Annotated in this window: 20 protein-coding genes; 10 read left to right on the forward strand and 10 right to left on the reverse strand. The window is 55.2% G+C overall.

The annotated features are described in order from the left end of the window. Nucleotides 1–55: 55 nt before the first annotated feature. From JR346_RS08545 to JR346_RS08555, 3 genes are all read left to right on the forward strand, one after another. Nucleotides 56–1,495, forward strand: a complete 1,440-nt coding sequence (locus JR346_RS08545) for a hypothetical protein (protein ID WP_205482244.1) — start codon at nucleotides 56–58, stop codon at nucleotides 1,493–1,495. A 77-nt stretch (nucleotides 1,496–1,572) separates the two neighbouring features. Beyond that, nucleotides 1,573–2,415 (forward strand): HNH endonuclease family protein, encoded by an 843-nt coding sequence (locus JR346_RS08550; protein ID WP_205482245.1) that lies wholly within the window; start codon nucleotides 1,573–1,575, stop codon nucleotides 2,413–2,415. Between the two features lie 30 nt (nucleotides 2,416–2,445). Then, nucleotides 2,446–3,663 carry an MFS transporter gene (locus JR346_RS08555; protein WP_205482246.1) on the forward strand — a complete coding sequence of 406 codons (1,218 nt, stop codon included), beginning with the start codon at nucleotides 2,446–2,448 and terminating at the stop codon, nucleotides 3,661–3,663. Nucleotides 3,664–3,714: 51 nt separating this feature from the next. Here the strand turns inward: JR346_RS08555 and JR346_RS08560 are convergent, their stop codons facing one another. After that, entirely contained in the window at nucleotides 3,715–5,151 is a 1,437-nt protein-coding gene (locus JR346_RS08560; RefSeq protein WP_205482247.1) for an amino acid permease, read from the reverse strand. Nucleotides 5,152–5,415: 264 nt separating this feature from the next. On the opposite strand from JR346_RS08560, the gene JR346_RS08565 reads away from it, so the two are divergent. Continuing rightward, entirely contained in the window at nucleotides 5,416–5,820 is a 405-nt protein-coding gene (locus tag JR346_RS08565) for a hypothetical protein (RefSeq protein WP_205482248.1), read from the forward strand. Between the two features lie 91 nt (nucleotides 5,821–5,911). Here the strand turns inward: JR346_RS08565 and JR346_RS08570 are convergent, their stop codons facing one another. Further along, a complete protein-coding gene (locus JR346_RS08570) occupies nucleotides 5,912–7,456 on the reverse strand; it encodes a sodium:alanine symporter family protein (RefSeq protein WP_205482249.1) in 1,545 nt (514 codons plus the stop codon). Nucleotides 7,457–7,690: 234 nt separating this feature from the next. Between JR346_RS08570 and trmB the strand changes: the two genes are divergently transcribed. Then, nucleotides 7,691–8,467 (forward strand): tRNA (guanosine(46)-N7)-methyltransferase TrmB, encoded by a 777-nt coding sequence (gene trmB / locus JR346_RS08575; protein WP_240334046.1) that lies wholly within the window; start codon nucleotides 7,691–7,693, stop codon nucleotides 8,465–8,467. A 589-nt stretch (nucleotides 8,468–9,056) separates the two neighbouring features. Here trmB and JR346_RS08580 read toward each other — a convergent pair. From JR346_RS08580 to dnaK, 5 genes are all read right to left on the reverse strand, one after another. Continuing rightward, complete coding sequence (locus JR346_RS08580; protein WP_205482250.1) at nucleotides 9,057–10,505, reverse strand: sodium:alanine symporter family protein; 1,449 nt, start codon at nucleotides 10,503–10,505, stop codon at nucleotides 9,057–9,059. Between the two features lie 231 nt (nucleotides 10,506–10,736). Further along, nucleotides 10,737–11,099: a heat shock protein transcriptional repressor HspR gene (locus JR346_RS08585; RefSeq protein WP_240334047.1), complete on the reverse strand. Its 363-nt coding sequence runs from the start codon at nucleotides 11,097–11,099 to the stop codon at nucleotides 10,737–10,739. A 63-nt stretch (nucleotides 11,100–11,162) separates the two neighbouring features. After that, complete coding sequence (locus JR346_RS08590) at nucleotides 11,163–12,107, reverse strand: DnaJ C-terminal domain-containing protein (RefSeq protein ID WP_204877474.1); 945 nt, start codon at nucleotides 12,105–12,107, stop codon at nucleotides 11,163–11,165. 238 nt (nucleotides 12,108–12,345) lie between these two features. Then, nucleotides 12,346–12,951 (reverse strand): nucleotide exchange factor GrpE, encoded by a 606-nt coding sequence (locus tag JR346_RS08595; RefSeq protein WP_204877475.1) that lies wholly within the window; start codon nucleotides 12,949–12,951, stop codon nucleotides 12,346–12,348. A 2-nt stretch (nucleotides 12,952–12,953) separates the two neighbouring features. Further along, entirely contained in the window at nucleotides 12,954–14,801 is a 1,848-nt protein-coding gene (gene dnaK, locus JR346_RS08600; RefSeq protein WP_204877476.1) for a molecular chaperone DnaK, read from the reverse strand. A 440-nt stretch (nucleotides 14,802–15,241) separates the two neighbouring features. Here dnaK and JR346_RS08605 point away from each other — a divergent pair, with 440 nt between their 5' ends. The 5 genes from JR346_RS08605 to JR346_RS08625 all read left to right on the forward strand — a co-directional run bounded on the left by JR346_RS08605 (nucleotide 15,242) and on the right by JR346_RS08625 (nucleotide 19,876). Beyond that, nucleotides 15,242–15,733, forward strand: a complete 492-nt coding sequence (locus JR346_RS08605; protein ID WP_239478831.1) for a low molecular weight protein-tyrosine-phosphatase — start codon at nucleotides 15,242–15,244, stop codon at nucleotides 15,731–15,733. Between the two features lie 95 nt (nucleotides 15,734–15,828). After that, a complete protein-coding gene (locus tag JR346_RS08610) occupies nucleotides 15,829–16,368 on the forward strand; it encodes a hypothetical protein (RefSeq protein WP_204877477.1) in 540 nt (179 codons plus the stop codon). Nucleotides 16,369–16,461: 93 nt separating this feature from the next. Continuing rightward, on the forward strand, nucleotides 16,462–17,700 hold the full coding sequence (locus tag JR346_RS08615; protein WP_240333922.1) for a multidrug effflux MFS transporter: 1,239 nt from the start codon (nucleotides 16,462–16,464) through the stop codon (nucleotides 17,698–17,700). 57 nt (nucleotides 17,701–17,757) lie between these two features. Continuing rightward, nucleotides 17,758–18,639, forward strand: coding sequence for an aminotransferase class IV (locus tag JR346_RS08620; RefSeq protein WP_204877479.1), 882 nt, complete (start codon nucleotides 17,758–17,760; stop codon nucleotides 18,637–18,639). 187 nt (nucleotides 18,640–18,826) lie between these two features. Further along, on the forward strand, nucleotides 18,827–19,876 hold the full coding sequence (locus JR346_RS08625; protein ID WP_205482253.1) for an NAD(P)-dependent alcohol dehydrogenase: 1,050 nt from the start codon (nucleotides 18,827–18,829) through the stop codon (nucleotides 19,874–19,876). A 131-nt stretch (nucleotides 19,877–20,007) separates the two neighbouring features. Here JR346_RS08625 and JR346_RS08630 read toward each other — a convergent pair whose 3' ends face one another. From JR346_RS08630 to JR346_RS08640, 3 genes are read right to left on the reverse strand one after another with little or no spacing between them, the layout of a single operon-like run. Beyond that, complete coding sequence (locus JR346_RS08630) at nucleotides 20,008–20,802, reverse strand: energy-coupling factor transporter transmembrane protein EcfT (protein WP_205482254.1); 795 nt, start codon at nucleotides 20,800–20,802, stop codon at nucleotides 20,008–20,010. Further along, the gene (locus JR346_RS08635; RefSeq protein WP_240333923.1) at nucleotides 20,792–22,351 is read right to left on the reverse strand and encodes an ABC transporter ATP-binding protein; all 1,560 of its coding nucleotides are present in this window, start codon (nucleotides 22,349–22,351) and stop codon (nucleotides 20,792–20,794) included. The genes JR346_RS08630 and JR346_RS08635 overlap by 11 nt, the downstream gene beginning before the upstream one ends. Further along, nucleotides 22,351–22,968: an ECF transporter S component gene (locus tag JR346_RS08640; RefSeq protein ID WP_204877482.1), complete on the reverse strand. Its 618-nt coding sequence runs from the start codon at nucleotides 22,966–22,968 to the stop codon at nucleotides 22,351–22,353. Before JR346_RS08640 ends, JR346_RS08635 begins: the two co-directional genes overlap by 1 nt. Nucleotides 22,969–22,978: the final 10 nt, after the last annotated feature.

Consider the following 22,978-nt stretch of genomic DNA (forward strand, 5'->3'; position numbering starts at 1 on the left):
TATACTTGGTCTGTAGTCGCCCCCAGCTGTTGTTTTTGACGAGGAGTTTTTGCCCATGTCTGTTAACCCCACGATGAGCTATGACGAGTTTTTGGCACAGTACTCTGCGGTGCTCGGGGATATGGCAGATACAGGTATCACGCCCTCTGAGGCTGTGGTGCGTTTTCGCACTGTTTACCCGGACGCACCCGCCCATTACTTAGACAAGGCAATGGTGTCGGGGCAGTGGTTTTTTGTGGGACGACGTGAGAGCCCCATCAACAATGTGATGATAGCTGCCGCCCTATGGTATGCGGTGGCTGAGACCCTGGAGCTTGAGCCTGATCCCCACTACGCTGCGGTGCGTATTGACCCGATCATCATGCAGGATGTTCCGCGTATGTTAGAGATGGCACAGGTGAGCGCACAGAATATTTCGCTGGTGATGTCAAAAATCGGCGCGACGCTCAACTACCTCACCAAGCACCCCTACGCTTCGTTGGACGAGTCTGAGTACGTGGAGTTGTTAGAGAACCCCACCGCTGAAATGCGCGAGGTCGACACTGATGCTGTTCAGTGGCCACCCACCGCTGAAGTTATCTCAGACCGTTTGGGGAATGGTTCATGGGCTACTGCTTTGTTACGTACCAGCATCTGTCCACCCGATATTGATGAGATGGGTTTCTCTGTTGATCCGAACTCCATCTCAGATAGGGAGTTCCGTAACGCTCTTTCTGATTTCTTGAGCTATTGCGTACGCTACGACCGTAAACCTTCCGTTCTGCTCTACGGTGCCTGGTCTACCGACCGTGATCATCTGGGCAAGGTGCCTCTTTTGGGCGCTATTCGCGGACGCTACGGTTCATGGCACATCGCCCTGCAAAAAGGACGCAAGCTCATCAATGACGCGGTGGCTATGGGTAGCGCAAAGGCTATTCCGGTTTCAGCACAACGCAACGGTGCTGCCATGACCATTGAAGAACTCAACGCTGAGGGCATTGGTGTGGTCACCACGTCCGCCCTTCCCTTCAAAATACCGGATGAAGCCTCAGGGTGGATCAGTCTTAATGCGGTAACTACCTCCCGCCTTGAAGAGCTACCTGTCAACCAGACCCTGCGCATCTTCTACCTCAGCCCCGATATGGTGGCGGCCGAAGAATTTACCCCCTTTGTCTCTGTTCTGCGTTCGTCTACCGGGTACCGCTGCGAGCTCACCCCCACTACTGGTTTCGAGAACATTACCGTCACCCTTGACCCGCACTATTTGCTGGCACACGGCTGGTTTGCGCCCAGCGAGGTGAGCCCCGTGTGGAGTCACAGCTTCTTAGATGTTCAAGAGACAGCCACCGCCGTTCTCAACGCCATGCAATTCGGCGCAGGGTGTTCCCGCGTTGACTATTTTCAGTCGGACGCCCCCAGCAACGCCTCCGGAGCCGATGCAGTCCACCCTCATACCGGCTCCGTTCCCATGGTCACAGTAGCTCAATTAAGCACTGTAGAACTGCGCAGCGAATAAAAAGAGACCCCTGCATCTTCTCCAGATAAGCCAGGTATAGTCTTGTACTTTGCCCATTTGAGAGGAGATTTCCTGCTATGTCGAGTCCGCCCCGCCTTGACCCCTCGTACGTGCCTCGATTTTCTCCGCGCAAGCCCAAGGGCAAGCTCCCCTTAGCGCTAGCTGTACTCGTACTGGTGGCGGTGCTTGTCATGGGATTCAACTGGTTGCGGGCATCCAACTGGTCAGTTGAGGAAGCCCTACAAAAGATTCCCGATGACCTGTGGAACACCGTAGTTCTGGGGCAAGAACCCAGCAAAACCGTTGATAACACCGGGTTTGAGCTCTCGCGTCCACGAGAATATTCAACCGCTCTTGCAGTGCTAGATACCCTGCCCGTTCACGAGAAGGGCAGTTCTGCCGGGTACTCCCGCGAAGAATTTGGTAATGCGTGGCGTGATACCGACCGTAACGGCTGCGACCAGCGCAACGACATTCTGGCCCGAGACCTCAACAACACCACCGTTGATTCGAAGTGCAGAGTACTTTCGGGGATTCTCGATGATCCCTATACCCTTGATACGGTAGATTTTCAACGCGGGGATCAAACCTCATCGCTGGTACCCGTTGATCACGTTGTTGCGCTCTCGAACGCCTGGGTGACAGGAGCGTCCAAACTTAACGATGTGCGACGCGTGCAAATCGCCACCGACCCGCTCAATCTTCAAGCAACTACCCGTTCAGCGAACACTGAAAAATCTGATAGGGACGCCTCAGACTGGCTGCCCCAGCCGGGTTACCGCTGCGAGTATGTGGCACGGCAGGTGTCAGTTAAAGCAGCCTACGGTCTGTGGGTTACCCCCGCCGAGAAAACAGCGATACACCGTGTGCTCAGCGATTGCCCAGAACAGCCTGCCTACCGTTCGCGCTTCGTAGGCTAATAGCCTTCGGTACATCTCAAGGAGGCGGCGGTGAATCAGTTAGCCCGGTACTCACCGGGTAGCGCCGAGTATCGGCGGCTACTCATTGCTATGTTCTGCGCGGGGCTTGCCACCTTCGCCCAGCTTTATGCTCCCCAGTCGGTGTTGCCGGCTATAGCCGCGGGCATCAACGTCAGTGTGGATACTGCTGTCCTCACGATCTCTGCGGCAACCGCCGGTTTGGCTCTTTCAGCCCTCGGCTGGGCCTGGTTAGCCGATAGGTTCGGACGCGCCAGAATCATGCTCTGGGCATTACCCTGCGCCACGGTACTGGGGCTGCTCAGCCCCCATCTCAAGCCCTACTCACTACTGCTTGTTGTGCGTTTTATCGAGGGGTATTTTCTCGCCGGGGTCGCCGCAGTTGCGGTCTCTTACATTGTCAGCATCACCACCGTCACCGCCCGCTCAGCGGCAGCCGGAATCTTCATCTCAGGCACATCTCTTGGAGGTCTTGCAGGTCGGTTAGTCAGTGGCTTTGTTGCTCAGTTCTTTTCATGGCAAGCAGCCCTCACCAGTGTCTCGGTGCTGGCGATGGCGGCAACTCTGACCTTCTACCTCTTGCTGCCCAGGGTGCAGGAGCATCCGCGCAATGCCTCCGCCCATGCTAGTCAGTTCATGCGCCAGCATCTAAGAAACCCCGTGCTGATGGGGTTGTACCTTGCTGCCTTTTTACTGATGGGGGCTTTCGTCAGTATCTACAACTACCTGACCTTCAGGCTCGAAGCGCAGCCCTTCGCTCTGCCCGTAGCTCTTGTTTCCCTGCTTTTTTGTGCCTACCTGCTGGGCACTTTCTCATCGACCTACGCCACTTCTTTAGTTAAAAAGTATCGCTTCGGGCAGGTTTTTGGCACAGCGGTAGGGCTGACAGTGCTGGGCATCCTGCTCACGCTCAGCAGTTCCTTAGTGGTCATCATCGCAGGTTTGGCAACGCTGACCACGGGGTTCTTCGCTGCCCACGCTCTCGCCTCAGCGCAGGTGGGAATTATCGCCGCAACAGGGCGTACCCAGGCAACTGCCCTCTACAACGTCTTCTATTACGCAGGATCAGCCGTCGTGGGCTGGCTCATGGGTCTGCTCTACGTTCAGGCAGGCTGGTTAGCTGTTGCCCTCACCTGCGCCGCCTGCGTGTTAGCCGCCGGACTTCTGGTAGCTAACACGTGGCGTCCACCCACGAAAAATCCCGCCCCACCGGCTACACCCACTAGCTAGTGAATGTAACCGTCGGAGCGGGATCTCTGTGAAGGTCAGTCTCAGCAGTGCTTACAGGTTTACTTCGCGCTGCATATCTTCTTTGAAACGCTTGTAGCCGGCAATACGAGTGGGTGAGTTGCGTACTGCAAACCAGCCGATACCCAAAATGATGAACCATAGGGGCATCGCAAACAGGGCGTTGCGGGTGTCTTCGAAGGACGCCAGTAGCACCAGCATTGCCGCGAAGAAAACGAGCACTAGGTACATGGACGCCACCCCACCGGGCACTTTGTAGAGAGATGCCGCATGACGCTCCGGGAACTTCTTGCGGTACACCAGGTAAGCAATCACCATCATTGACCAGTTGAAAATTGCCAAAACAGCTGCGACAGTGGTGACAAGCTCGAAGGCTGCCATCGCGCTTTCACCGGAGTAGAGCAGTACCAAGCCGAAGAGCATGAGCACGGCGGTCAAGAACAGAGCGTTGCGGGGAACACCTGCTGATGACAGCTTGCCGAAGGACTTAGGCGCGCTGCCCTCTTCTGCCAGACCGTACAGCATGCGGGAGGTTGAGAAAACACCGGAGTTTGCGGACGAGGTGGCGCTAGTGAGCACCACGAAGTTCACAACAGAAGCGGCAACGCCCAAGCCAGCGAGAGTGAACATTTCAACGAAGGGGCTCTGATCGGAGGGGATCGAACGCCAGGGGGTCACCATCAGAATAACGGCGATGGTGAGAACGTAGAAGAGAATAATACGAATGGGAACAGCGTTGATCGCGCGGGGCAGGGTCTTGGTGGGGTCTTTAGTTTCCGCTGCTGCGGTACCAACAAGCTCAGCGCCCAAGAAAGCGAAGAGAGCAAGCTGGAAACCAGCGAGGAAGCCGGTGACACCGAAGGGGAAGAGACCGCCGTCGTTCCAAATATTTGAAACCTGCGCCTGGTGACCCTCCGGTGAGGTAAAGCCAACCACGACCATACCGATACCAACAATAATGAGGGCGATGATGGCAACAATCTTAATCATCGCGAACCAGAACTCGATTTCGCCAAAGTTCTTGACGCTGGGCAGGTTAAGGAGCAAAAGAGCAACGATGAGAGCGATCGCTGGAATCCACGCCGGCAAATCTGGCCACCAGAAATGCACGTAGTTGGTAATAGCAATAACGTCTGCAACACCGATAACTACCCAGGTAAACCAGTAGGACCAGCCCACAAAAAAACCTGCCATGGGACCTAGCAGGTCGGTTGCGAAGTCAGCGAATGACTTGTAGTTAAGGTTTGAGAGCAGCAGCTCTCCCATGGCACGCAGCACAAAGAAAATCATGAAGCCGATGATGGCGTACACAAACAAAATTGAGGGGCCTGCCAAAGAGATAGTTTTGCCAGAACCCATAAACAGGCCGGTGCCAATAGCACCGCCAATAGCAATCAGCTGAATATGTCGGTTGCTCAAACCGCGCTGTAGCTCACCCTGGGGTGCGGGTGTATGCGAGGGGACTGCCATCGCGACCTCCTAATAATCCTGCTCTGCGTTAGGTGGTTGACCCAGCAACAGCCAGAGAGGTTTCTATAAGTACCTATTACTATGTAATGCACCTATCTTAGTAGGCATTGGCATCCACAACTTACCCATGGTGCAGGTATATCCTAAAAAAGTACGAGAAAAAAGAAAGTTTTTTCTGTAAAAACACTTGATAATACTTTCTATGTAAAGTAATATTTTTGTATAAACCGCCAGCAAGGCACAAACTCGCACAAGGAGAAACTCATGGGAATCCTTTCAAACGCCGCCCTTCGCACCGCAGCAGGCGCCTTCATTCTTAACTCAGGCATCAACAAGTGGAACATGGACGAGGAAACCTACGGTTACCTCAAGAGCATGGGCTCAGCAGCAACCCCCGCTGTCAATAAGCTCTCCAATAAGCAATTCGGCAAGGGTCTCTCAGCAGCAGAAATTACCCTCGGAGCTGCCCTGCTGTGCCCCCTGGTACCGGCTAAACTCGCAGGTCTTAGTCTGACTGCTTTCGGCGCAGGTCTGGTAGCTATGTACCTCAACACCGATGAGTACACCGAAGCAGACGGCATTCGCCCCACTCAGGAAGGTACTCCCTTCGCTAAGGACATCTTCCTCGTCTCATCAGGTCTGGCACTGCTGACTTCAAAGAAGAAGTAACTTCTCTTTTAGGGCTTGAACCCAAAAACGCCGGCGGCACAGCTTTACAGCTTGTACCACCGGCGTTTTTTATGCGTCCGCTTCTATGGTTCTACCAGTCACTGTTACCAGCCTTGTAGTCTTCACTCATTTGAGCAGTAATTTTCTTGAGCTTGGTCGTATCGGGGTGCTCAAGCTCGGGCTTAGGCATAGTGAGGTCAACCTCGTGGTCAATCTGAGCATCAAGAGCGCCGGGGTGCTGACCCATGAAGTACTCAATATCTTCAACTGATGCCTCAAAGTCGGGGTCATGCTCAAGATAGAGCTTGGTTTCACGCACTACCAGACCAGAAAGAATGACCAAACCGATAAGGTTGGGAATAGCCATCAGACCGTTCATAACATCCGAAAAGGTGAACACTAGACTTAGCGGGGCAACAGCACCTAAACCACAGGCAATAGCAAAGACCATGCGGTAGGTCATCAGGGCTTTCTTGCCTCCACCCAAGGACGCGAGCGCGCGTTCACCGTAGTACGACCAGCCGAGCACGGTGGAGTAACCGAGCAGTACCAGACAGAAGGTAACAATATAGCCGCCCCACTCACCGGGCAGGCCAGTAGCGAACGCTGCGGAGGTCATGGTTGCGGGGTCGTCGTAGCGCCAGGTGCCGGTAGTGATGATGATAAAGCCTGTCATGGAGATAACCACGAGAGTGTCTACGAAGGTCTGGGTCATGGAGGCAAGACCTTGACGGACGGGGTGGGAGGTGGCTGCTACGGAAGCGGGAATAGCTGCGGTACCCATGCCAGATTCGTTAGAGAAGAGTGAACGCTGAGCGCCAATCTGTAAGGCAATGAGAAAACCTGAGCCAACAGCACCGCCGGCAACGCCCGCGCCGGTAAAAGCACCGGTGAAAATCAGGGAGAATGCTTCGGGAATGTTCTGGTAGTTGAGCGCCACGATGTAGGCACCAAAGCCTAAGTAGATCACGATCATCAGGGGCACGCAGAAACCGGTGACCTTTGAGATGGTCTTGATACCGCCGAGCAGGGCAATGGCGGTAAGAATAGCGATGGTGATTGCGGTGGTCATCGGCGGAACGCTGAAGGAGTTTTCCAGGTTAGCGGCAATCGCGTTGGACTGGGTCATGTTGCCAATACCAAAGCAGGCAATCACGCAGCAGACCGCGAACATGATAGAAAGCCCGTACCCGAACTTATTGGGGATGCCGCGGCGCAGGTAGGACTGCGGGCCGCCGGTCATCTCACCCAGCTGGTCGTGGTGGCGAAAGCGTACGCCCAAGAAACACTCAGCGTATTTGGATGCCATACCGATTAGCGCGGTAATCCACATCCAGAACAAGGCACCCGGACCACCCAAGCTGATGGAGAGAGCGACACCGACGATATTGCCGGTACCCACGGTAGCGCCCAGTGCCGTTGCCATCGCCTGAAAAGAGCTAATTTCGCCCTTGAGACCGGACTGCTTGGCGCGGCGACCGAACTGAATACTCATTGCTTTAGCAAACAGCCGAAACTGAATACCGCGCAACCGCACCGTCAGAAAAAGACCGGTGCCCAAGAGCAGAGGAAGCAAAAGCCAAGGCCCCCACACAAAACTAGATACTGCTTCTAAGGTAGATTCGAGCGCTTGCACGATTGCCTTGCCGCCTTTGTATAAAATGTTTAAACCGTCATAGGTGGTTACCATTCTAACCAGTATCTGTGGGGTACCGAACTGTTACACCCGTTAGTGAGTCATCAACCACTATCATTGAACAGTTACTATTGCGCCCACGTGCTTAGAGTTTCCGTACGCGGGCTTTACATCAACTCAAGGAGAGTTATGGAAACTAACAAGATGAAAGAAGATTTGGCTGCTAAAGAGGAGATGCGCGCGGCAGGCTTTGAGCCTATGGAGCAGGAGGTTCCTGAGAAGTTCCACCGCCAGCCCTACTCGTTTGTGCGCCGCGGTGATCGCCTGACCGCCCGTCGCCAAAAGGCGTGGGATACCTACGCACCCACCCACATCCTAGATTTGCCCCGCACCATCGCTGATACTTCGGTAGCGCCCGGGGCAACGTTTGATGAGCAAGCACTCTACGGGCGTACCGCTCCCCTCGTCGTCGAAATTGGCTCCGGTTTGGGCGAGGCTATTGTACACCGCGCGTCCGAAGTACCCGAAAACAATTTTCTTGCTGTTGAGGTCTATACCCCCGGCATCGCTGATTTGCTGCTAAAGATGGGTCAGGCTGGCGTTGAAAACGTGCGCGTGGCACAAGCGAATGCGCCCGAGCTGCTCGATAACTTGCTCGAAGAAGATTCTGTGGACGAGCTGTGGGTTTTTTTCCCCGACCCCTGGCATAAATCCCGCCACCACAAGCGCCGTCTGGTCTCCCCCGATTTTGCCTCCAAGGTAGCGCGCGTACTCAAGCCCGGCGGAATCTGGCGTCTTGCTACCGACTGGGAAGAATACGCCCTGGTCATGCGCGAGGTACTGGAGGCTCACCCTGACTTTGAGAACGTGTACGCCGGTGAGAACACCAGCGAAGAAGACCCCATCGGTGGTTGGGCACCGCGCTGGGAAGGTCGCACGCTGACTTCCTTTGAGCGTAAGGCAGGCGAGGCAGGACGCCGCGCCCACGATCTGACCTACCGCCGCAAGTAAAGCACATAGGCTGGGTCATCAGTGATCGCTTTTTCTCTGGCTCTGTGCAGTCTAGGAATCCCCTGCCAGCGGTCTTTTCCCAAGAATCTGCGATATAGTATCTAAAAAATATGGGTGACCCTACTTTTATTTTTTCTCATCTCTCGTAGCAATTATGAGTAGAGTGAGAACTGATAGCTAGAGGTGAGGGAAACCAATAGACCTCCGAGCATCAACCGCTTAAGCCCACAGTCTCTGTGGGCTTTTGTCGTTAATAACTGATATTCCTGTAAAACCTTCTTCATGTTTCTTGCCTATATCGATGAAATTGGTGAACCAGGCGCTTTCGTTTTCTAAAGACCATGCACGGTACAAAACATCCTCTGCATTTAGCTAGGCTGGCTTCGTAATACCAGAGGAAAGTGTGCGGCAGTTCGGTGCCAAGGTGATTCCTATGGTGCGCGAGCTCGTGGCACAGGAGAAGGACTGTGCGCGTCCACCCAGTAGATCGGGCAGGGGCAGGGGGTGCCGATTAAACAGTGAAAGGTACCGCTTGTGCAAGCGGTACCTTTCACTGTTTATCGATACTTATCCCCAAAACATCTAGGGGTTACTGACCGGTCTTCTCATAGGAGTCGATCGCGCCGGGATTGCCCTCCATGAAAGCATCAATCTGAGCTTTGTCGGCGCGCAGCTGAGGATCGTTCTTCAGATAGTGCTTGGTCTCGCGGGCAATCAGACCCGAAAGAATCAGCAGACCAATCAGGTTGGGAATAGCCATCAGACCGTTGGCGATATCTGAGAAGGTCCAGACGGTAGTGAGTTCGGTGGTGCAGCCAACGAAGACGATACCCGCAAAGAACATGCGATAGACCATCACACCACCGCGTCCAACCAGACGCTCGACGTTGCGCTCACCGTAGTACGCCCAGCCCAAGATAGTGGAGTAGGCGAACATCACCAGACCGATAGTCACAATCCAGCCACCGATCGGGCCGATTTCCCCACTAAAAGCAAGGTTAGTCATGGTAGAGGCTGGAACCAGTTCACCGTCAGTACCGGTTGCATGCCAAGCGCCGGTAACGATCAGAACCATACCGGTGCAGGTCACCACGATGATGGTGTCGATGAAGGTCTGGGTCATTGACACCATACCCTGACGCACCGGGTGGGTGGTCTGCGCAGCCGCAGCGGCAATAGCGGCAGAACCCATACCTGATTCGTTCGAGAAGATACCGCGGGCAACACCGTACTGAATCGCGTAGATCATTGCGGAGCCGGCAAAGCCACCAACAGCGCTGGTGCCGGTGAAAGCATCCGAGAACACCTCACCAAAAGCGGCGGGAATCTGAGCGAAGTTCACACCGATAATGTACAGCGCACCACCAACATAGAAAACAATCATCACGGGTACAAAACCAGCGGTAACCTTAGCGATGGACTTGATACCACCTAACAGAACCATCAGCGTCAGTAGCGCCAGCAGAGTACCGGTGAATGCAGCGGGAATATCGAATGTTTCCTTCAGGTTGCTCGCAATGGAGTTACCCTGGGTCATGTTGCCGATGCCGAAGGACGCCAGTACAGCAGCAATAGCGAAGAAAAGCCCCAGGAACTTACCCAAGCCACCTTTAATGCCACGCTCTAGGTAGTACTGCGGACCGCCAGAAACTTCACCTTTAGAGTCCTTGGAACGGTAGCGAACCCCCAAGAAAGCCTCTGAGTACTTAGATGCCATACCGAAAATCGCGGTCACCCACATCCAGAAAAGAGCGCCGGGGCCACCGATGGAAATCGCTGTCGCGACACCGACGATATTACCGGTACCCACAGTTGCCGCCAGCGCGGTGGTCAGCGACTGAAACTGGGAGATGTCGCCGCCCTCAGCGCCTTCGTCCTTGCGGTCAAAGAAAGCAAGACGAAGGGCAGGGATCAGCTTCACGAGCTGCAAAACGCCCAGGCGAATGGTGAGATAAATACCCGTGCCCAGCAGCAGGGGAATCAAAACAAAGGGGCCCCAGATGATGCTGGAGATATTGCCCAAGATTTCATCGATCATCGACGGTTTTCTCTCTTGAAAAAGTGTGAAAGGTATGTGCAAGAACACGGGTTCTTGTGTGATGTGAGATGAGTCTAATACAGCTCGGGTTACATTTGTGTAACAGCTCTTATTTATGACGTGGTTTTGGGCATAAAAATACCGCCTAACGGCGTCTCCACACTGCCGTTGAAGGCAGTACGTTCGCTGTCAAGCGGTATTTCTTGTGTCAGTGTCAAGTTATTCGCTACTTCACGGGCGGTAGAGCACCACAGCCTGCGATCGGGTGCGTGCAGCCGGACGCTTGCCGCGAGGCAGATTCACCACGTCCCCTGAGAGACCCGCAGCAAAAACACGGGAGTTCTCTTGCAGTCTCAGGCGCACAGCCTCAAGTTCCGCCTGCAGTTCTTTATTGCGAGCGCGCAGCGCCTCCACCTGGTTTTCCAGCTGCATGATGCGCTTAATGCCTTCGAGAGAAACCCCGTCGTGCGAGAGGTTCTGGATTTCCTGCAATTTCTCAACATCGCGCTGGGAGTAGCGGCGGGCGCGTCCGGGTGCGCGCGAGGGCTGAACCAGACCCATGCGGTCATACTGACGCAGGGTCTGCGGGTGCATACCAGCAAGTTCTGCCGCTACCGAAATCACAAAGAGCGGTCGGTCTGATTCATATACCACGGTTTACGCCTTTCTCAGCAGCTCTTCACGCACGTCGCCCTGAGGTGCCAGCTCAACAAAACGCGCGAAGGCTTCTTGTGCTTCATCGCTCAGGTCAGTGGGCAGCTGCACCTCGGGAATGACCAAAAGGTTACCCTTAACCCCGTTCTTACCGGGGAAGCCGCGTTCTTTGGCGCGCAATTTCTGACCGGCACGAGCACCGGGGGCAAGGCGCAGTTTCACGGTGGAACCATCGAGAGTTGGTGCCTGAATGACCCCGCCATTAACAGCTTCTTCAAGTGAAACGGGCACGCGCACCAGCACATCGTCTCCGTCTCGTTCAAAGATGGACGAGGGCTGTACACGCACTTCAATAATCAGATCGCCTGCGCCACCGGGACCGGGCTGACCCTTACCGCGTTTGCGAACCTTCTGACCGTCTTTAATACCGGCAGGGATCTTCACCTCGGTACCCGCACCGTTGCCACCGCGCACATGCACGGTGTGACCGGTAAAGGACTCTTTAAGGGTGATAGTTGCCTGGGCGGTGAGGTTAGCGCCCTTGGCAGGAGCCTGCTGGAAGCCACCGCCACCAAAACCACCGCCTCCGAACATACCACCCAGTAGGTCGTCGATATTAATGTTCTGACCGCCGCCAGCTGAGAAACCGCCGGGGAATCCTCCACCAAAACCACCAGCGCCACCGGGGAACCCGCCCCCACCAAAGCCAGCTGCGCCGTACTTACGAATCTGATCGTATTCCTGACGTTGCTTAGCATCAGAAAGCACATCGTAAGCCTCAGAGACTTCCTTGAACTTTTTCTCAGCCGCGGCATCGCCAGAGTTCTGGTCTGGGTGATACTTGCGCGCCAGTTTACGGTAGGCCTTCTTGATATCGGCATCCGCAGCGTCATCAGAGACGCCCAGAACCTTATAAAAGTCTTGATTCAACCAGTTTTCACTAGCCATGAGTATGAACGCCCCTTTTCTTTACTCGTGCGTCAATCTTGTAGATATAGATATTTGAAGTTTGATTTTTGTCAAAGCACTGAGACCGTAGTATGCGACTTGCGACTTTTGCGAAGCGTAGCGAGCAGTGTTTGAGCTGGAGCGTACTACGGCGTAGTGCTTAGTATTGGTGTGAAAACAGCGGGCAGATCGATTGCTCGTACCTGCCCGCTGCCTCATATTGCTTTATGCGCTAATGCTATTCAGCTGCCGCTACAGCAACCTGCGCGGTGCGAACGACGCGGTCTTTGACCTTGTAGCCGTTACGCAGAACCATTGATACGTGATCTGGTTCGACCTCGCTGGTGGGCTGCTGCAAGACTGCCTCGTGAATCTGGGGGTCGAAAGCATCCCCTACAGTACCGAAGCGTTCCAGTCCCTGCTTTTCCAAAGTTTCAGTCAGCTTCTTAGCAATCGCAGCGAAAGGGCCTTCTTCAAGATCTCCGTGGTTGCGTGCCGCATCAATATCATCGATAACGGGTAGCAGGTTGGTGACCAGGTCAGCAATGACGAATTCACGCAGCTGCTCTTTTTCTTTCGCCGAACGATTCTTGAAGTTGGTAAACTCTGCCTGAAGGCGACGCAAGTCTTCCAAGCGCTCCGCAGCAAGTGCTGCATCCGCGCTGGTCTCTGCGTCAGTATCCGCGCCGGATGCGTCAGCTTCAGCTGATGCTAACGCATCTGACTCGGTGACACCTTCGGGCTCGGGGTGACCCTCAGCCGCCGGAGCCTTGAACGCCTCTTCCAGAGGGTCAGTGCTTTCGGGCTGCACGTCTGCGGGCTCGTTGGTGTTTTCTTCAGCCATGATTAGTTCTTCTTCTCGTCTTCTTCGTCGATTACTTCAGCATCTACTACATCGTCTTCAGGTGCCTGCGCGCCCTCAGCGGTTGCGCCTTCAGCCTGAGCCTGAGCGTAGAGTGCCTCACCGAGCTTGGTCTGAGATTCCTGCAGCTTCTCGTAAGCTGCCTTGACAGCCTCATCGTCATCACCTTCAAGGGCGGTCTTGAGAGCATCAACGTCGCCCTGAACCTCGGTCTTGACGTCCTCAGGCAACTTCTCGCCGTTTTCCTTGATGAGCTTCTCAATGGAGTAAGCAGCGTTCTCAGCCTGGTTGCGGGTCTCAGCAGCTTCACGGCGTGCCTTGTCCTGCTCAGCGTGAGCCTCTGCGTCCTTAACCATGCGATCGATATCGTCCTTAGACAGTGAGGTACCGCCGGTGATAGTCATGGACTGCTCGGTGCCGGTGCCCTTGTCCTTCGCTGATACGTGAACGATACCGTTCGCGTCGATATCGAAGGTCACTTCAATCTGGGGTACACCGCGGGGAGCAGGCGCAATACCGGTCAGCTCGAAGGTGCCCAGGTTCTTGTTGTCGCGAGTGAACTCACGCTCACCCTGGAAAACCTGAATTGATACTGAAGGCTGGTTGTCTTCAGCGGTGGTGAAGGTCTCTGAGCGCTTGGTCGGAATAGCGGTGTTACGCTCAATCAGCTTAGTCATGACGCCGCCCTTGGTCTCGATACCAAGTGAAAGCGGGGTAACGTCAATCAGCAGAACGTCCTTGCGCTCACCCTTTAGAACGCCTGCCTGAAGAGCTGCACCCATAGCAACAACCTCATCGGGGTTTACGCCCTTGTTGGGTTCGCGACCACCGGAGAGTTCCTTGACAACCTCGGTCACAGCGGGCATACGGGTTGAGCCACCAACCAGAACGATGTGGGCGATATCTGATACCTTCACATCTGCTTCAGCAATAACGTCGTTGAAGGGCTTCTTGGTGCGGTCAATCAGATCTGCGGTCATGTCCTGGAACTTCGCGCGGGTCAGCTTCTCATCCAGGTGGATGGGCCCCTCGGGGGTTACTGAGAGGTACTGCAGTGAGATGTTGGTTGAGGTAGCTGAAGACAGTTCCTTCTTAGCCTGCTCAGCTGCTTCACGCAGACGCTGCAGAGCAATCTTGTCCTTTGATAGGTCAGCACCGGTCTTTGACTTGACCTGTTCGAGCAGGAAGTCAACAATGCGCTGATCCCAGTCGTCACCACCGAGGCGGTTATCGCCTGAGGTTGCGCGTACCTGAATGGTGGAGAAGCCGTCTTCGTCCTTGCCTACTTCAAGCAGGGAAACGTCGAAGGTACCGCCACCGAGGTCGAATACGAGAATCAGTTCGTCTTCGTTGCCCTTGTCCAGACCGTAAGCCAGTGCTGCTGCGGTGGGCTCGTTGACGATACGCAACACGTTCAGACCTGCGATTTCACCAGCTTCTTTGGTTGCCTGACGCTCAGCGTCGTTGAAGTAAGCAGGAACGGTAATAACCGCGTCGGTAACTTTGTCATTCAGGTAGGCTTCGGCGTCGCCCTTGAGCTTCATGAGGGTACGAGCTGAGATTTCCTGAGCGGTGTAGGGCTTGCCGTCGATGTCCTGGGTCCAGGTGGTACCCATGTGACGCTTGACAGATGCGATGGTGCGGTCAACGTTGGTGACTGCCTGACGCTTTGCAACATCACCGACCAGAACTTCGCCGTCCTTTGAGAAGGCTACGACTGAGGGGGTGGTGCGAGCGCCTTCAGCATTCGCGATAACGGTGGGCTCGCCACCTTCGAGCACTGATACAACTGAGTTGGTAGTACCGAGGTCAATGCCTACTGCACGTGACATAAGGGTTTTCTCCTTAGTGAGTTTGTATTCTCTGTTAGGTCTTGTCGAACGCCTTGCATGCCCTAGCCAGAAACTTGAGCCATAAGCACTCAAGGCGTTCGTCTTGGTTAACATCTTGCCACGTTTTTGAACTTTGTCAACAGAGTTGAGTCTTATGCACTCAATTTTTTGCACAAAACCACTAGCAGGTAGGGAATTTACTACCCTCAGAGCCCCTTAAAAGCCCGTGTTTTCCGCGCATTTAAGGGGGCGGACGCGCGCCCATCCCCCCTTCCTTTCGCCCTCAGCGAATTTGAGCGAGAAACCGCCGGGCAGTAACAGCAGAAGAATCTTTACTCCGCCTGATAGTGCCATACGAAGGCTTATATAACCCCTGTGATGGCGCGTTGAGGCGGAGCGAGCACTATCACGAAACAAACACAGTGACTAAACTGAAGAGCATGACCTATAAAGTAATGACCGTATGCACCGGCAATATCTGCCGCTCCCCCACCGGCGAGTACCTGCTCAAGCAAGCCGTGAAAGAGGCGGGGCTTGATGTAGAGGTTGATTCATCGGGTATTTCTAATGAGGAGCGGGGCAACCCCATTGACCGCCGCGCCGCAAAAGTGCTCAATGAGTTGAACATCAGCACCAGCGCCCACACTGCCCAGCAATTCGCTGTCAGTGACTTCGCGTCCCACGATTTACTATTGGCAATGGATCTCAACCATTACCGGGCGCTCAAGCGTATGGCTCCCTCTGAGCAGGAGTCTGCCAAGATTCGCCTCATGCGCGAATTTGACCCGACTGTCGCCGATCAGGATCTCAACGAGCTGGGCATTTATGACCCCTGGTACGGAGATCTCAAAGACTTTTACATTACCTACGAGATGATCCGCGATGCTGTGCCCGGCGTGATTGAGCACATTCAGCAGGCTCAGGGTTTATGAGTGAACGCGATGACTCGGTGCACCTAAGCACGCTAGGAATGCCTGCACTACCGCCACACGCGTCCGCCACAGCTGGTACTGTCCATGAGTTTTGTGTGGAAGTGGAAAGACTACTCAACCAGCGGTTACCGCATATTCCTGAGGGGCAGCGACTGATAGTTGCCATCGACGGACGTTCCGGGGCGGGCAAGACGACCCTTGCCACCATCGCCTGTGATTACCTGTGGCAGGCGAGATTCAGCGTTGATATTTTTAGGCTCGATGAAACCTACCAGGGATGGGAGGGACTTGAACCTGCCCTGGAGACTTGGCAGGTTACCAGTGCCGAGATAGCCGCCGGGCGCGCGGGCACCTGGTGGGGTTGGGATTGGCAGGAGAACCAGCCAACCGGTCCTCATACCTTTGCAACAGACGCGCGGGTTCTCTTGGTAGAGGGTGTAGGGGTAATGACGGGTACCGCTCACATCACCGGCTGGGTGGAGCGTGATGATTCTGCGCGACGTGAAGAGGCGTTGGAGCGCGATGGCGAAAGTTACCGTCCCTTCTGGCAGGTGTGGGCTAGTCAAGAAGACGCAATGTTGCGTGAATATGCGAGCGCTTATAACCGGTGCGATATCGTGCTTAATCGCGCATAAAATCTTGTGTGCTGGCGCTCCACCACAAATTATTTTCGCTGTAAAATATTTGGTGGAGTGAAGAACCTAAAAACCGCTAGAAAGAGGCGCACTGTGAGCACTGTTCAGCCCAAAATCACCCCCGCTATTATTGTGGTGCTCGCTTCGCTCACTGCGGTCGCACCGCTGGGTATCGATATGTATCTGGCAGCGCTGCCCGGTATTGCCCAGGATTTAGGTACTACCGCATCGCGCGCGCAGATGACTCTTTCAGCCTTCATGCTGGGTATGGCGGTGGGGCAGGTTTTCATCGGCCCGCTGTCAGATAAAATTGGGCGTCTGCGTCCGCTATATATGGGCGTCATTATCAACCTGTGCGCTACCGCTTTCATCATTTTCGCACCCACCATTGAGCTAGTCATCGCGGCGCGTTTTCTTGCGGGTATGGGCGGTTCTTTCGGTATGGTAGTTGCCCGCGCCATTGTTGCTGACTCCACTAGGGGTCTGCAAACAGCGCGTTTGATGGGCATCATGATGATGATTAACGGTTTCGCCCCCGTGCTCGCACCGCTGGTCGGTGGTTTGGTGCTGACCTTTGGCACCTGGCGCACTATTTTTGGTGTGTTGAGCATCTTTATCTTTCTCTCGACTATCGCCGTTTTTATGGTTATTAAAGAGACTCTTCCCGCAGAAAAACGACGCACCGGTAACCTTTTCGACACCTACAAGGGTTTGGGGCAGGTACTGGCAATTCCCCGTTATCGCGGTTTCATGCTGACCATGGTATTCGGTTTTGGTACTCTCTTTGCCTACGTCTCTGGCTCAACCTATGTGTTGCAAAACGTGCTGGGGCTGAGCGAAACCCAGTTCACCTGGGTCTTTGGCGCTAACTCACTGGGTATCATGATGATGACTTCTCTGGTGACTTATCTGGTTGGACGCGTGCCACAGCGCACCATGCTCACAGTCGGGGTGGTTTCTCTGCTGGTGGTGAGCATCAGTATTCTGGTGCTGTTCAGCGTGGGTATCTCACTGATTCCCACTCTGATTCTGTTCTTCCTCACCACCTGTTCGGTGGGTCTGCTTTTCGGTAACGCTTCAGCGCTTGCCCTGGTACAGGCGCGTCATATGGCGGGATCAGCATCGGCGACGATGGGCGCTACCCAGTCGATTATGGGAGGCATTGCCTCTCCCCTGGTTGCGCTCGGTGGGGCTAGCGCTTACATGCCGATGGGCTACACCATGGTTGCTTTCGCTATTTTGGCGGCGCTGGCTTTCTTTACAACTCCGGTAGCGCCCGGCGACTGGACAAAGCAGGGGGCAGAGGAGTTCTCTCGCGCCGAAAATCTCTAACCTCACCCGCCGCTCGATAACTCCGCGAAAGACACTGCGCGGGGTTAGGCTTGGGGTATGACTACCACCATTGTTTTACTCTCTGATGCCGACCCCAATGGGGTACTGGCAGATATTAACCAGCCCCTGATTAACATCGAAGACCAGGGTTTGACCCGCGGTGACGGTGTTTTTGAAACGATGCTTGCTGCCAATCGGAGCGTGCGTAAATTCGATGCCCACCTGGAGCGCATGGCAAACTCAGCCGCTCTTTTGGATTTACCTATGCCCTCAGCTGAGCAGTGGAAAGCCGCAGTAGCAACTGCTCTGACCCACGCAGAGCAGGGCGCTACTACCGTGCTGGGCGAAGAGCACACCGTCAAGCTAATAATCTCCCGCGGCACTATCGAGGAGGGACCGCACGCGTGGGTGAGCGCGTCCGCCTCATCGGCAAAAGTGCTGAAACAGCGCGAAGAAGGCGTCAAAGCTATGTTGCTACCGCGAGGTCACGACCCGGCTGAAGATTCCACCTACCCTTGGTTGCTTGCCGGGGCTAAGACCCTCTCCTACGCCGTGAATATGTCGGTGCTGCGCTACGTTGCCTCGCGTGGAGCGGACGACGCCATCTGGGTTACTGAAGACCGCCGTATTCTTGAGGGCGCCACCAGCTCTGTGCTGGTTGCTAAGACTATTGACGGGGTTAGCACTCTTTTCACGCCCGAACCTAACCACGGTATTTTGCCGGGCACCACCCAGGGCGCGATTTTTGCTGGGGCGCGTGAAGCCGGTTGGCAGTTGGGCTACGGTCCGCTCTACCCGCAAGATCTCTTTGAAGCTGAGGGGGTCTGGTTGGCGTCCTCGGTGAGGTTGCTGGCACCGGTGACCCATCTCAACGGCACCGTTCTAGCTGTGGACGCGAGTACTACAGAGGAACTGATGGGCTACTTAGCGCGCGGCTGAGGTGAAAAATTCCGAGTGAGCGAGGAAATAAATTTTTCATCTCAGAAAACCCTGTGCTGATTTCCCCTTTATGCGTTGAGAGGATACTTGTGTGTCAAATTCCCGTCATTTTTGACGCACAAGTGTCCTCTCGCGGTGCGTGTAGGTAGTGTTGAAAGAACACAGACAAAACAGCATAAGGAGATTCATGTCTTACACCGTTAAAGCCCTGCGTAAAACCGGCCCGGATCAGCCCTTTGAGGTAGCTAATCTTGAGCGCCGCGACCCGCGCGAAGATGACATCGTTATTAAGATCAAGGCTGCCGGTATCTGCCACTCAGATATTCACACCATTCGCAACGAATGGGGTGAAGCGCATTTTCCCCTCACCGTTGGTCACGAAATCGCCGGTATTGTTGAGGCAGTCGGCGCGAACGTCACCAAGTTTAAGGTAGGCGACCGCGTGGGTGTTGGCTGCATGGTCAACTCCTGTGGCGAGTGCGAACAGTGCCAGAACGACCAGGAGCAGGACTGCCTCAACGGTAACGTTGGTACCTACAATGCTAAAGACGTTGACGGCACCATCACCCAGGGTGGTTACTCACAGAAAGTCACCGTCAACGAGCGTTTCGCGGTAACCATTCCCGACTCCATTGATTTCGATGTGGCTGCTCCCCTGCTCTGCGCAGGCATCACCACCTACTCACCCCTAGCTCGTTGGAACGTCAAAGAAGGCCAGAAAGTAGCTGTTCTGGGTCTTGGTGGTCTCGGTCATATGGGCGTTCAGATCGCAGCAACAATGGGCGCAGACGTTACCGTCCTGTCTCGCTCATTGAAGAAGGAAGAAGCAGCGAAGAAGCTCGGCGCTACCCGAACCCTGGCAACCACCGAAGACGGCTTCTTTGAAGAGCACAAGGGCGAGTTCGACCTGATTCTCAACACCATTTCAGCTCCCGTTGACCTGGATGCTTACCTCAGCCTGCTCAAGCCCCACGGTATCTTCTCAACCGTTGGTCTGCCTCCCGAAGCTCTCGAACTGCACATGGGTAAGCTCATCATTGGCGGTAAGGTACTCACCGGTAACAACATCGGTGGCATCAAAGAAACCCAGGAAATGCTGGATTTCTGTGCCAAGCACGGCATCGTCTCAGTCATCGAAAAGATTTCCGTTGACCAGGTTGATGAATACTACGACAAGGTAGTTGACGGCGACGTTATCTTCCGCGCCGTGATCGACACCGAAACCTTCGAGAAGTAACAGTCTTTACTCACTGAGAGGTTTTATAAAAATCGCGCCCCACTGCTGGTGGGGTGCGATTTTTATATGGATGAAGTTCTAAAAGCTATATGCTCAGTAACTGCGGGCGTCCTGCTTGGAATCCAGCTGCATCACAGAAGGAACTTGAGGGTTCCTATAGACGCTGACACCGCATAAGCGATGAGGGGAATAGCCACCCAAAGAACCGCGAAGACAGCGTCTTTGCCCGAGTGCTGAGGTACGCGTGCCCAGGTACGTTGCCCCGCCCCGAAACCGCGTGCCTCCATTGTGGTGGCAAGCCGTGTTCCCCTGCGAATAGCCTGCACCAGCAACACGAATACCTGACCTGCCGCGTTACGCACGGCATTCACCGGGCCGCGTCCGCCCGCACCGCGAGCGCGTCGGGCAGCGCTGAGCGTGCGCCATTCTGCGAACATGATACCGACCAAACGCAAAGCAGCCAGCGCCGCCAGCACAAAGCGGGCGGGTAGCTTGTAGGTTTGAGCAAGAGAGTCAGCGAGGTCGGTGGGGTCTGTGGTGGTGATGAACATGAGTGCGGGCATTGCCATGGCAAGACCGCGCATCATCATGCCCAAACCGGCTTCTGCGGAGTCAGTAGTGACGGTGATATAGGCAAATTCCAGCAGAACATCGCCGGTTTTGTCTGCCATGATCGCTGTTGCCCAGCCCGAAAGCAGGGTAGCAAGCAGAATGGGCCAGAATCTCAAGAGCAGTCGCACGGGTTTGAAACCACCGGCAGCTAGTGCCACCATTTCAAGCGCCAGCGCCACAGTGCCGGTGACCGCATCAACGGTGGCTACCAAGAGCACGGTGACGAGGCTTGCCACCAGCAGTTTGATACCGGCGTTGAGCCTGCCGTAGACGGTGCGAGCTTCTTCTTTTTCGGCAAAGAGGTCAATACTCATTTTTTACCACCTTTAGCACGCGAGAACCCAGTGCCCGCACGAACTCTTCATCGTGGGTTACTGAGACAACGGCAACGCCAGTTGCCAGCAGCTCGCGAATCAGCTCAAGAAGTTGAGCCCAGGTGCGCGCGTCCTGCCCGAAGGTCGGTTCATCGAGAATCAGGACGCGCGGGGCTGCCGCCAGCGCGGTTGCCACCGACAGTCTGCGCTTTTCACCGCCAGAGAGGGTGAAAGGGTTAGCTTCTGCTAGGTGGCTGAGGTGTAGACGCTGTAAGAGGGCGTCAACGGTTGCTGTCAGCTGTTCTTCGTCAAGGGATTTCTTTTGGGCGCGGGCTACCTGCCGGGGGCCATATTCGAGTTCGGCGCGCACGCTAGGGGTAAGAAACTGGTGTTCGGGTTCTTGAAAGACCATGCCGATGCGTTGCACGAGTTCTTGCCCGCTCCACGAGGCAATGTCCCAAGAGGCTCCCGCGCGCAGCTCATCGCTGGCAGCGAGTAGACCGGCAACAGGCAGTTGTAGCCCCGCCAGCGTCAGTGCCAGGGTTGATTTTCCCGCCCCGTTTGCTCCCATAATGGCAAGATGCTCACCGGCACGCACAGTGCAGTTAATACCGCTTGATACTGCGGGTAGATCAAGAATAAGTTCTTGCGGGGCGGACGCGCGCACCTGCTGACGGCGGTCTTTACGAGCAGCACGCTTAGGTTCGGCGCGGGTGACGCTCAGGTTGCTAGCCTCAATGAGCACCGGTGCGTTGGTGTCAACCTGTGGTAGGGCAACCGTTACTTCTTGGGCGGGGTCATAACCGGGTACCCACACGCCGGATGCAATCAGCTCATCACGCGCGTCCTGCAGCACCTGTTCAGGAGTGCCGTCGTGGCTAATACCGCCGGCAGCATCTAGCACTACGACACGGTCCATGTACTGCGCCCACACCTCAACTCGGTGCTCGACCACCACGAGGGTTGCCCCGGTTGCCTCGCGGGCAGCCAGTACAGCATCGCGCACCTCAAGAACACCGTTCGGGTCGAGATTCGCGGTCGGCTCATCAAGCAAGAGGGCGCACGGGTTCATCGCGAGAATACCCGCAAGACCCAACCGTTGTTTCTGCCCACCAGAAAGAGCTGACGTTGAATGGTTAAAATCGAGGTCTTCTAGACCAACAGCAGTCAGGGCTGCGGGAACGCGCTGCCATATCTCGTCGCGGGAAACCTGCATGTTCTCAGCGCCGAAGGCAACATCGTCACCCACTCGCGCCAAGATGACGGCTGATTCCGGGTCTTGTTGCATAAGCCCCACGGTGCCGAGAGCACTGTGGGGGTGTTTGCCGTTAACCAGCAGCTCCCCTAGGGCGCTCTGTCCATCGTCATCGTGCAGGGTGCCCGCCACGGCGTGTAAGAAGGTTGATTTACCAGAGCCAGAAGGTCCCAACAGCATGACCTTTTCCCCCGCTGCGATGCCAAGGGTCAGCCCCTGTACCGAGGGGTTTTCTCGCCCTGCGTGGTGCCACCCGAAATTACACGCCGTGATGGACGCTCCTGCGCGGTTCACTAGCGGCGGCTCTGGCGTCCGGATGCCAGTGATGAGAGCACACCGGTTTTCAGCAGGGCGCGGGTCAGCACCCAGGCACCCAAACCTGCGATGATGGTGCCCGAAATGATAGCACAGATGACGTAAATGATTTTGTTGTCAAAGGAGTATTCGGGGTTCCACACGATGACTTCGTAGACACCCATGAAAAGACCAGCCACCGCGCCGGAGAGTAACGCCGGTGTGAGACCCCAGCGCTTGTAAAGCAGGACGGCGAAGACCAGTTCCGCTCCGAGGCCCTGTACCAGCCCGGAATAAATGACGGTGATGCCGAATCCTGCCGAACCAATAAAAGCAGAGATAATTGCTGCCAGCAGCTCGGTGTAAAGGGCAGCACCGGGCTTGCGAATAACCAACCCGCCCAGCACACCGGCAATCAGCCAGCCGCCACCAATCAGGGGCATAAACTGGGGGGCTGCTGCCGTTGCGGTGTTAGCAGCCGGGTAAATGGCATTGTTCCAGACCCAGAAAATCAGGGCGCAGGCAACACCGAGCACCGAGGCAACCACAATGTCATTGACGCGCCAGCTCATCGGTGAAGTAACAGCACCGCGGTTATGCGAGGTTGAAGTAGACATAAAAAATTCC

This window comes from Rothia sp. ZJ932, assembly GCF_016924835.1.
Classification (GTDB): Bacteria; Actinomycetota; Actinomycetes; order Actinomycetales; family Micrococcaceae; genus Rothia.

Excerpts from the sequence above, each read along its gene's own strand:
- JR346_RS08545 (WP_205482244.1), top strand. The coding sequence starts at position 56 with ATGTCTGTTAACCCCACGATGAGCTATGACGAGTTTTTGGCACAGTAC.
- JR346_RS08550 (WP_205482245.1), top strand. The coding sequence starts at position 1,573 with ATGTCGAGTCCGCCCCGCCTTGACCCCTCGTACGTGCCTCGATTTTCT.
- JR346_RS08560 (WP_205482247.1), bottom strand. The coding sequence starts at position 5,151 with ATGGCAGTCCCCTCGCATACACCCGCACCCCAGGGTGAGCTACAGCGC.
- JR346_RS08565 (WP_205482248.1), top strand. The coding sequence starts at position 5,416 with ATGGGAATCCTTTCAAACGCCGCCCTTCGCACCGCAGCAGGCGCCTTC.
- trmB (WP_240334046.1), top strand. The coding sequence starts at position 7,691 with ATGCGCGCGGCAGGCTTTGAGCCTATGGAGCAGGAGGTTCCTGAGAAG.
- JR346_RS08580 (WP_205482250.1), bottom strand. The coding sequence starts at position 10,505 with ATGATCGATGAAATCTTGGGCAATATCTCCAGCATCATCTGGGGCCCC.
- JR346_RS08585 (WP_240334047.1), bottom strand. The coding sequence starts at position 11,099 with ATGCACCCGCAGACCCTGCGTCAGTATGACCGCATGGGTCTGGTTCAG.
- JR346_RS08590 (WP_204877474.1), bottom strand. The coding sequence starts at position 12,107 with ATGGCTAGTGAAAACTGGTTGAATCAAGACTTTTATAAGGTTCTGGGC.
- JR346_RS08595 (WP_204877475.1), bottom strand. The coding sequence starts at position 12,951 with ATGGCTGAAGAAAACACCAACGAGCCCGCAGACGTGCAGCCCGAAAGC.
- dnaK (WP_204877476.1), bottom strand. The coding sequence starts at position 14,801 with ATGTCACGTGCAGTAGGCATTGACCTCGGTACTACCAACTCAGTTGTA.
- JR346_RS08605 (WP_239478831.1), top strand. The coding sequence starts at position 15,242 with ATGACCTATAAAGTAATGACCGTATGCACCGGCAATATCTGCCGCTCC.
- JR346_RS08620 (WP_204877479.1), top strand. The coding sequence starts at position 17,758 with ATGACTACCACCATTGTTTTACTCTCTGATGCCGACCCCAATGGGGTA.
- JR346_RS08625 (WP_205482253.1), top strand. The coding sequence starts at position 18,827 with ATGTCTTACACCGTTAAAGCCCTGCGTAAAACCGGCCCGGATCAGCCC.
- JR346_RS08630 (WP_205482254.1), bottom strand. The coding sequence starts at position 20,802 with ATGAGTATTGACCTCTTTGCCGAAAAAGAAGAAGCTCGCACCGTCTAC.
- JR346_RS08640 (WP_204877482.1), bottom strand. The coding sequence starts at position 22,968 with ATGTCTACTTCAACCTCGCATAACCGCGGTGCTGTTACTTCACCGATG.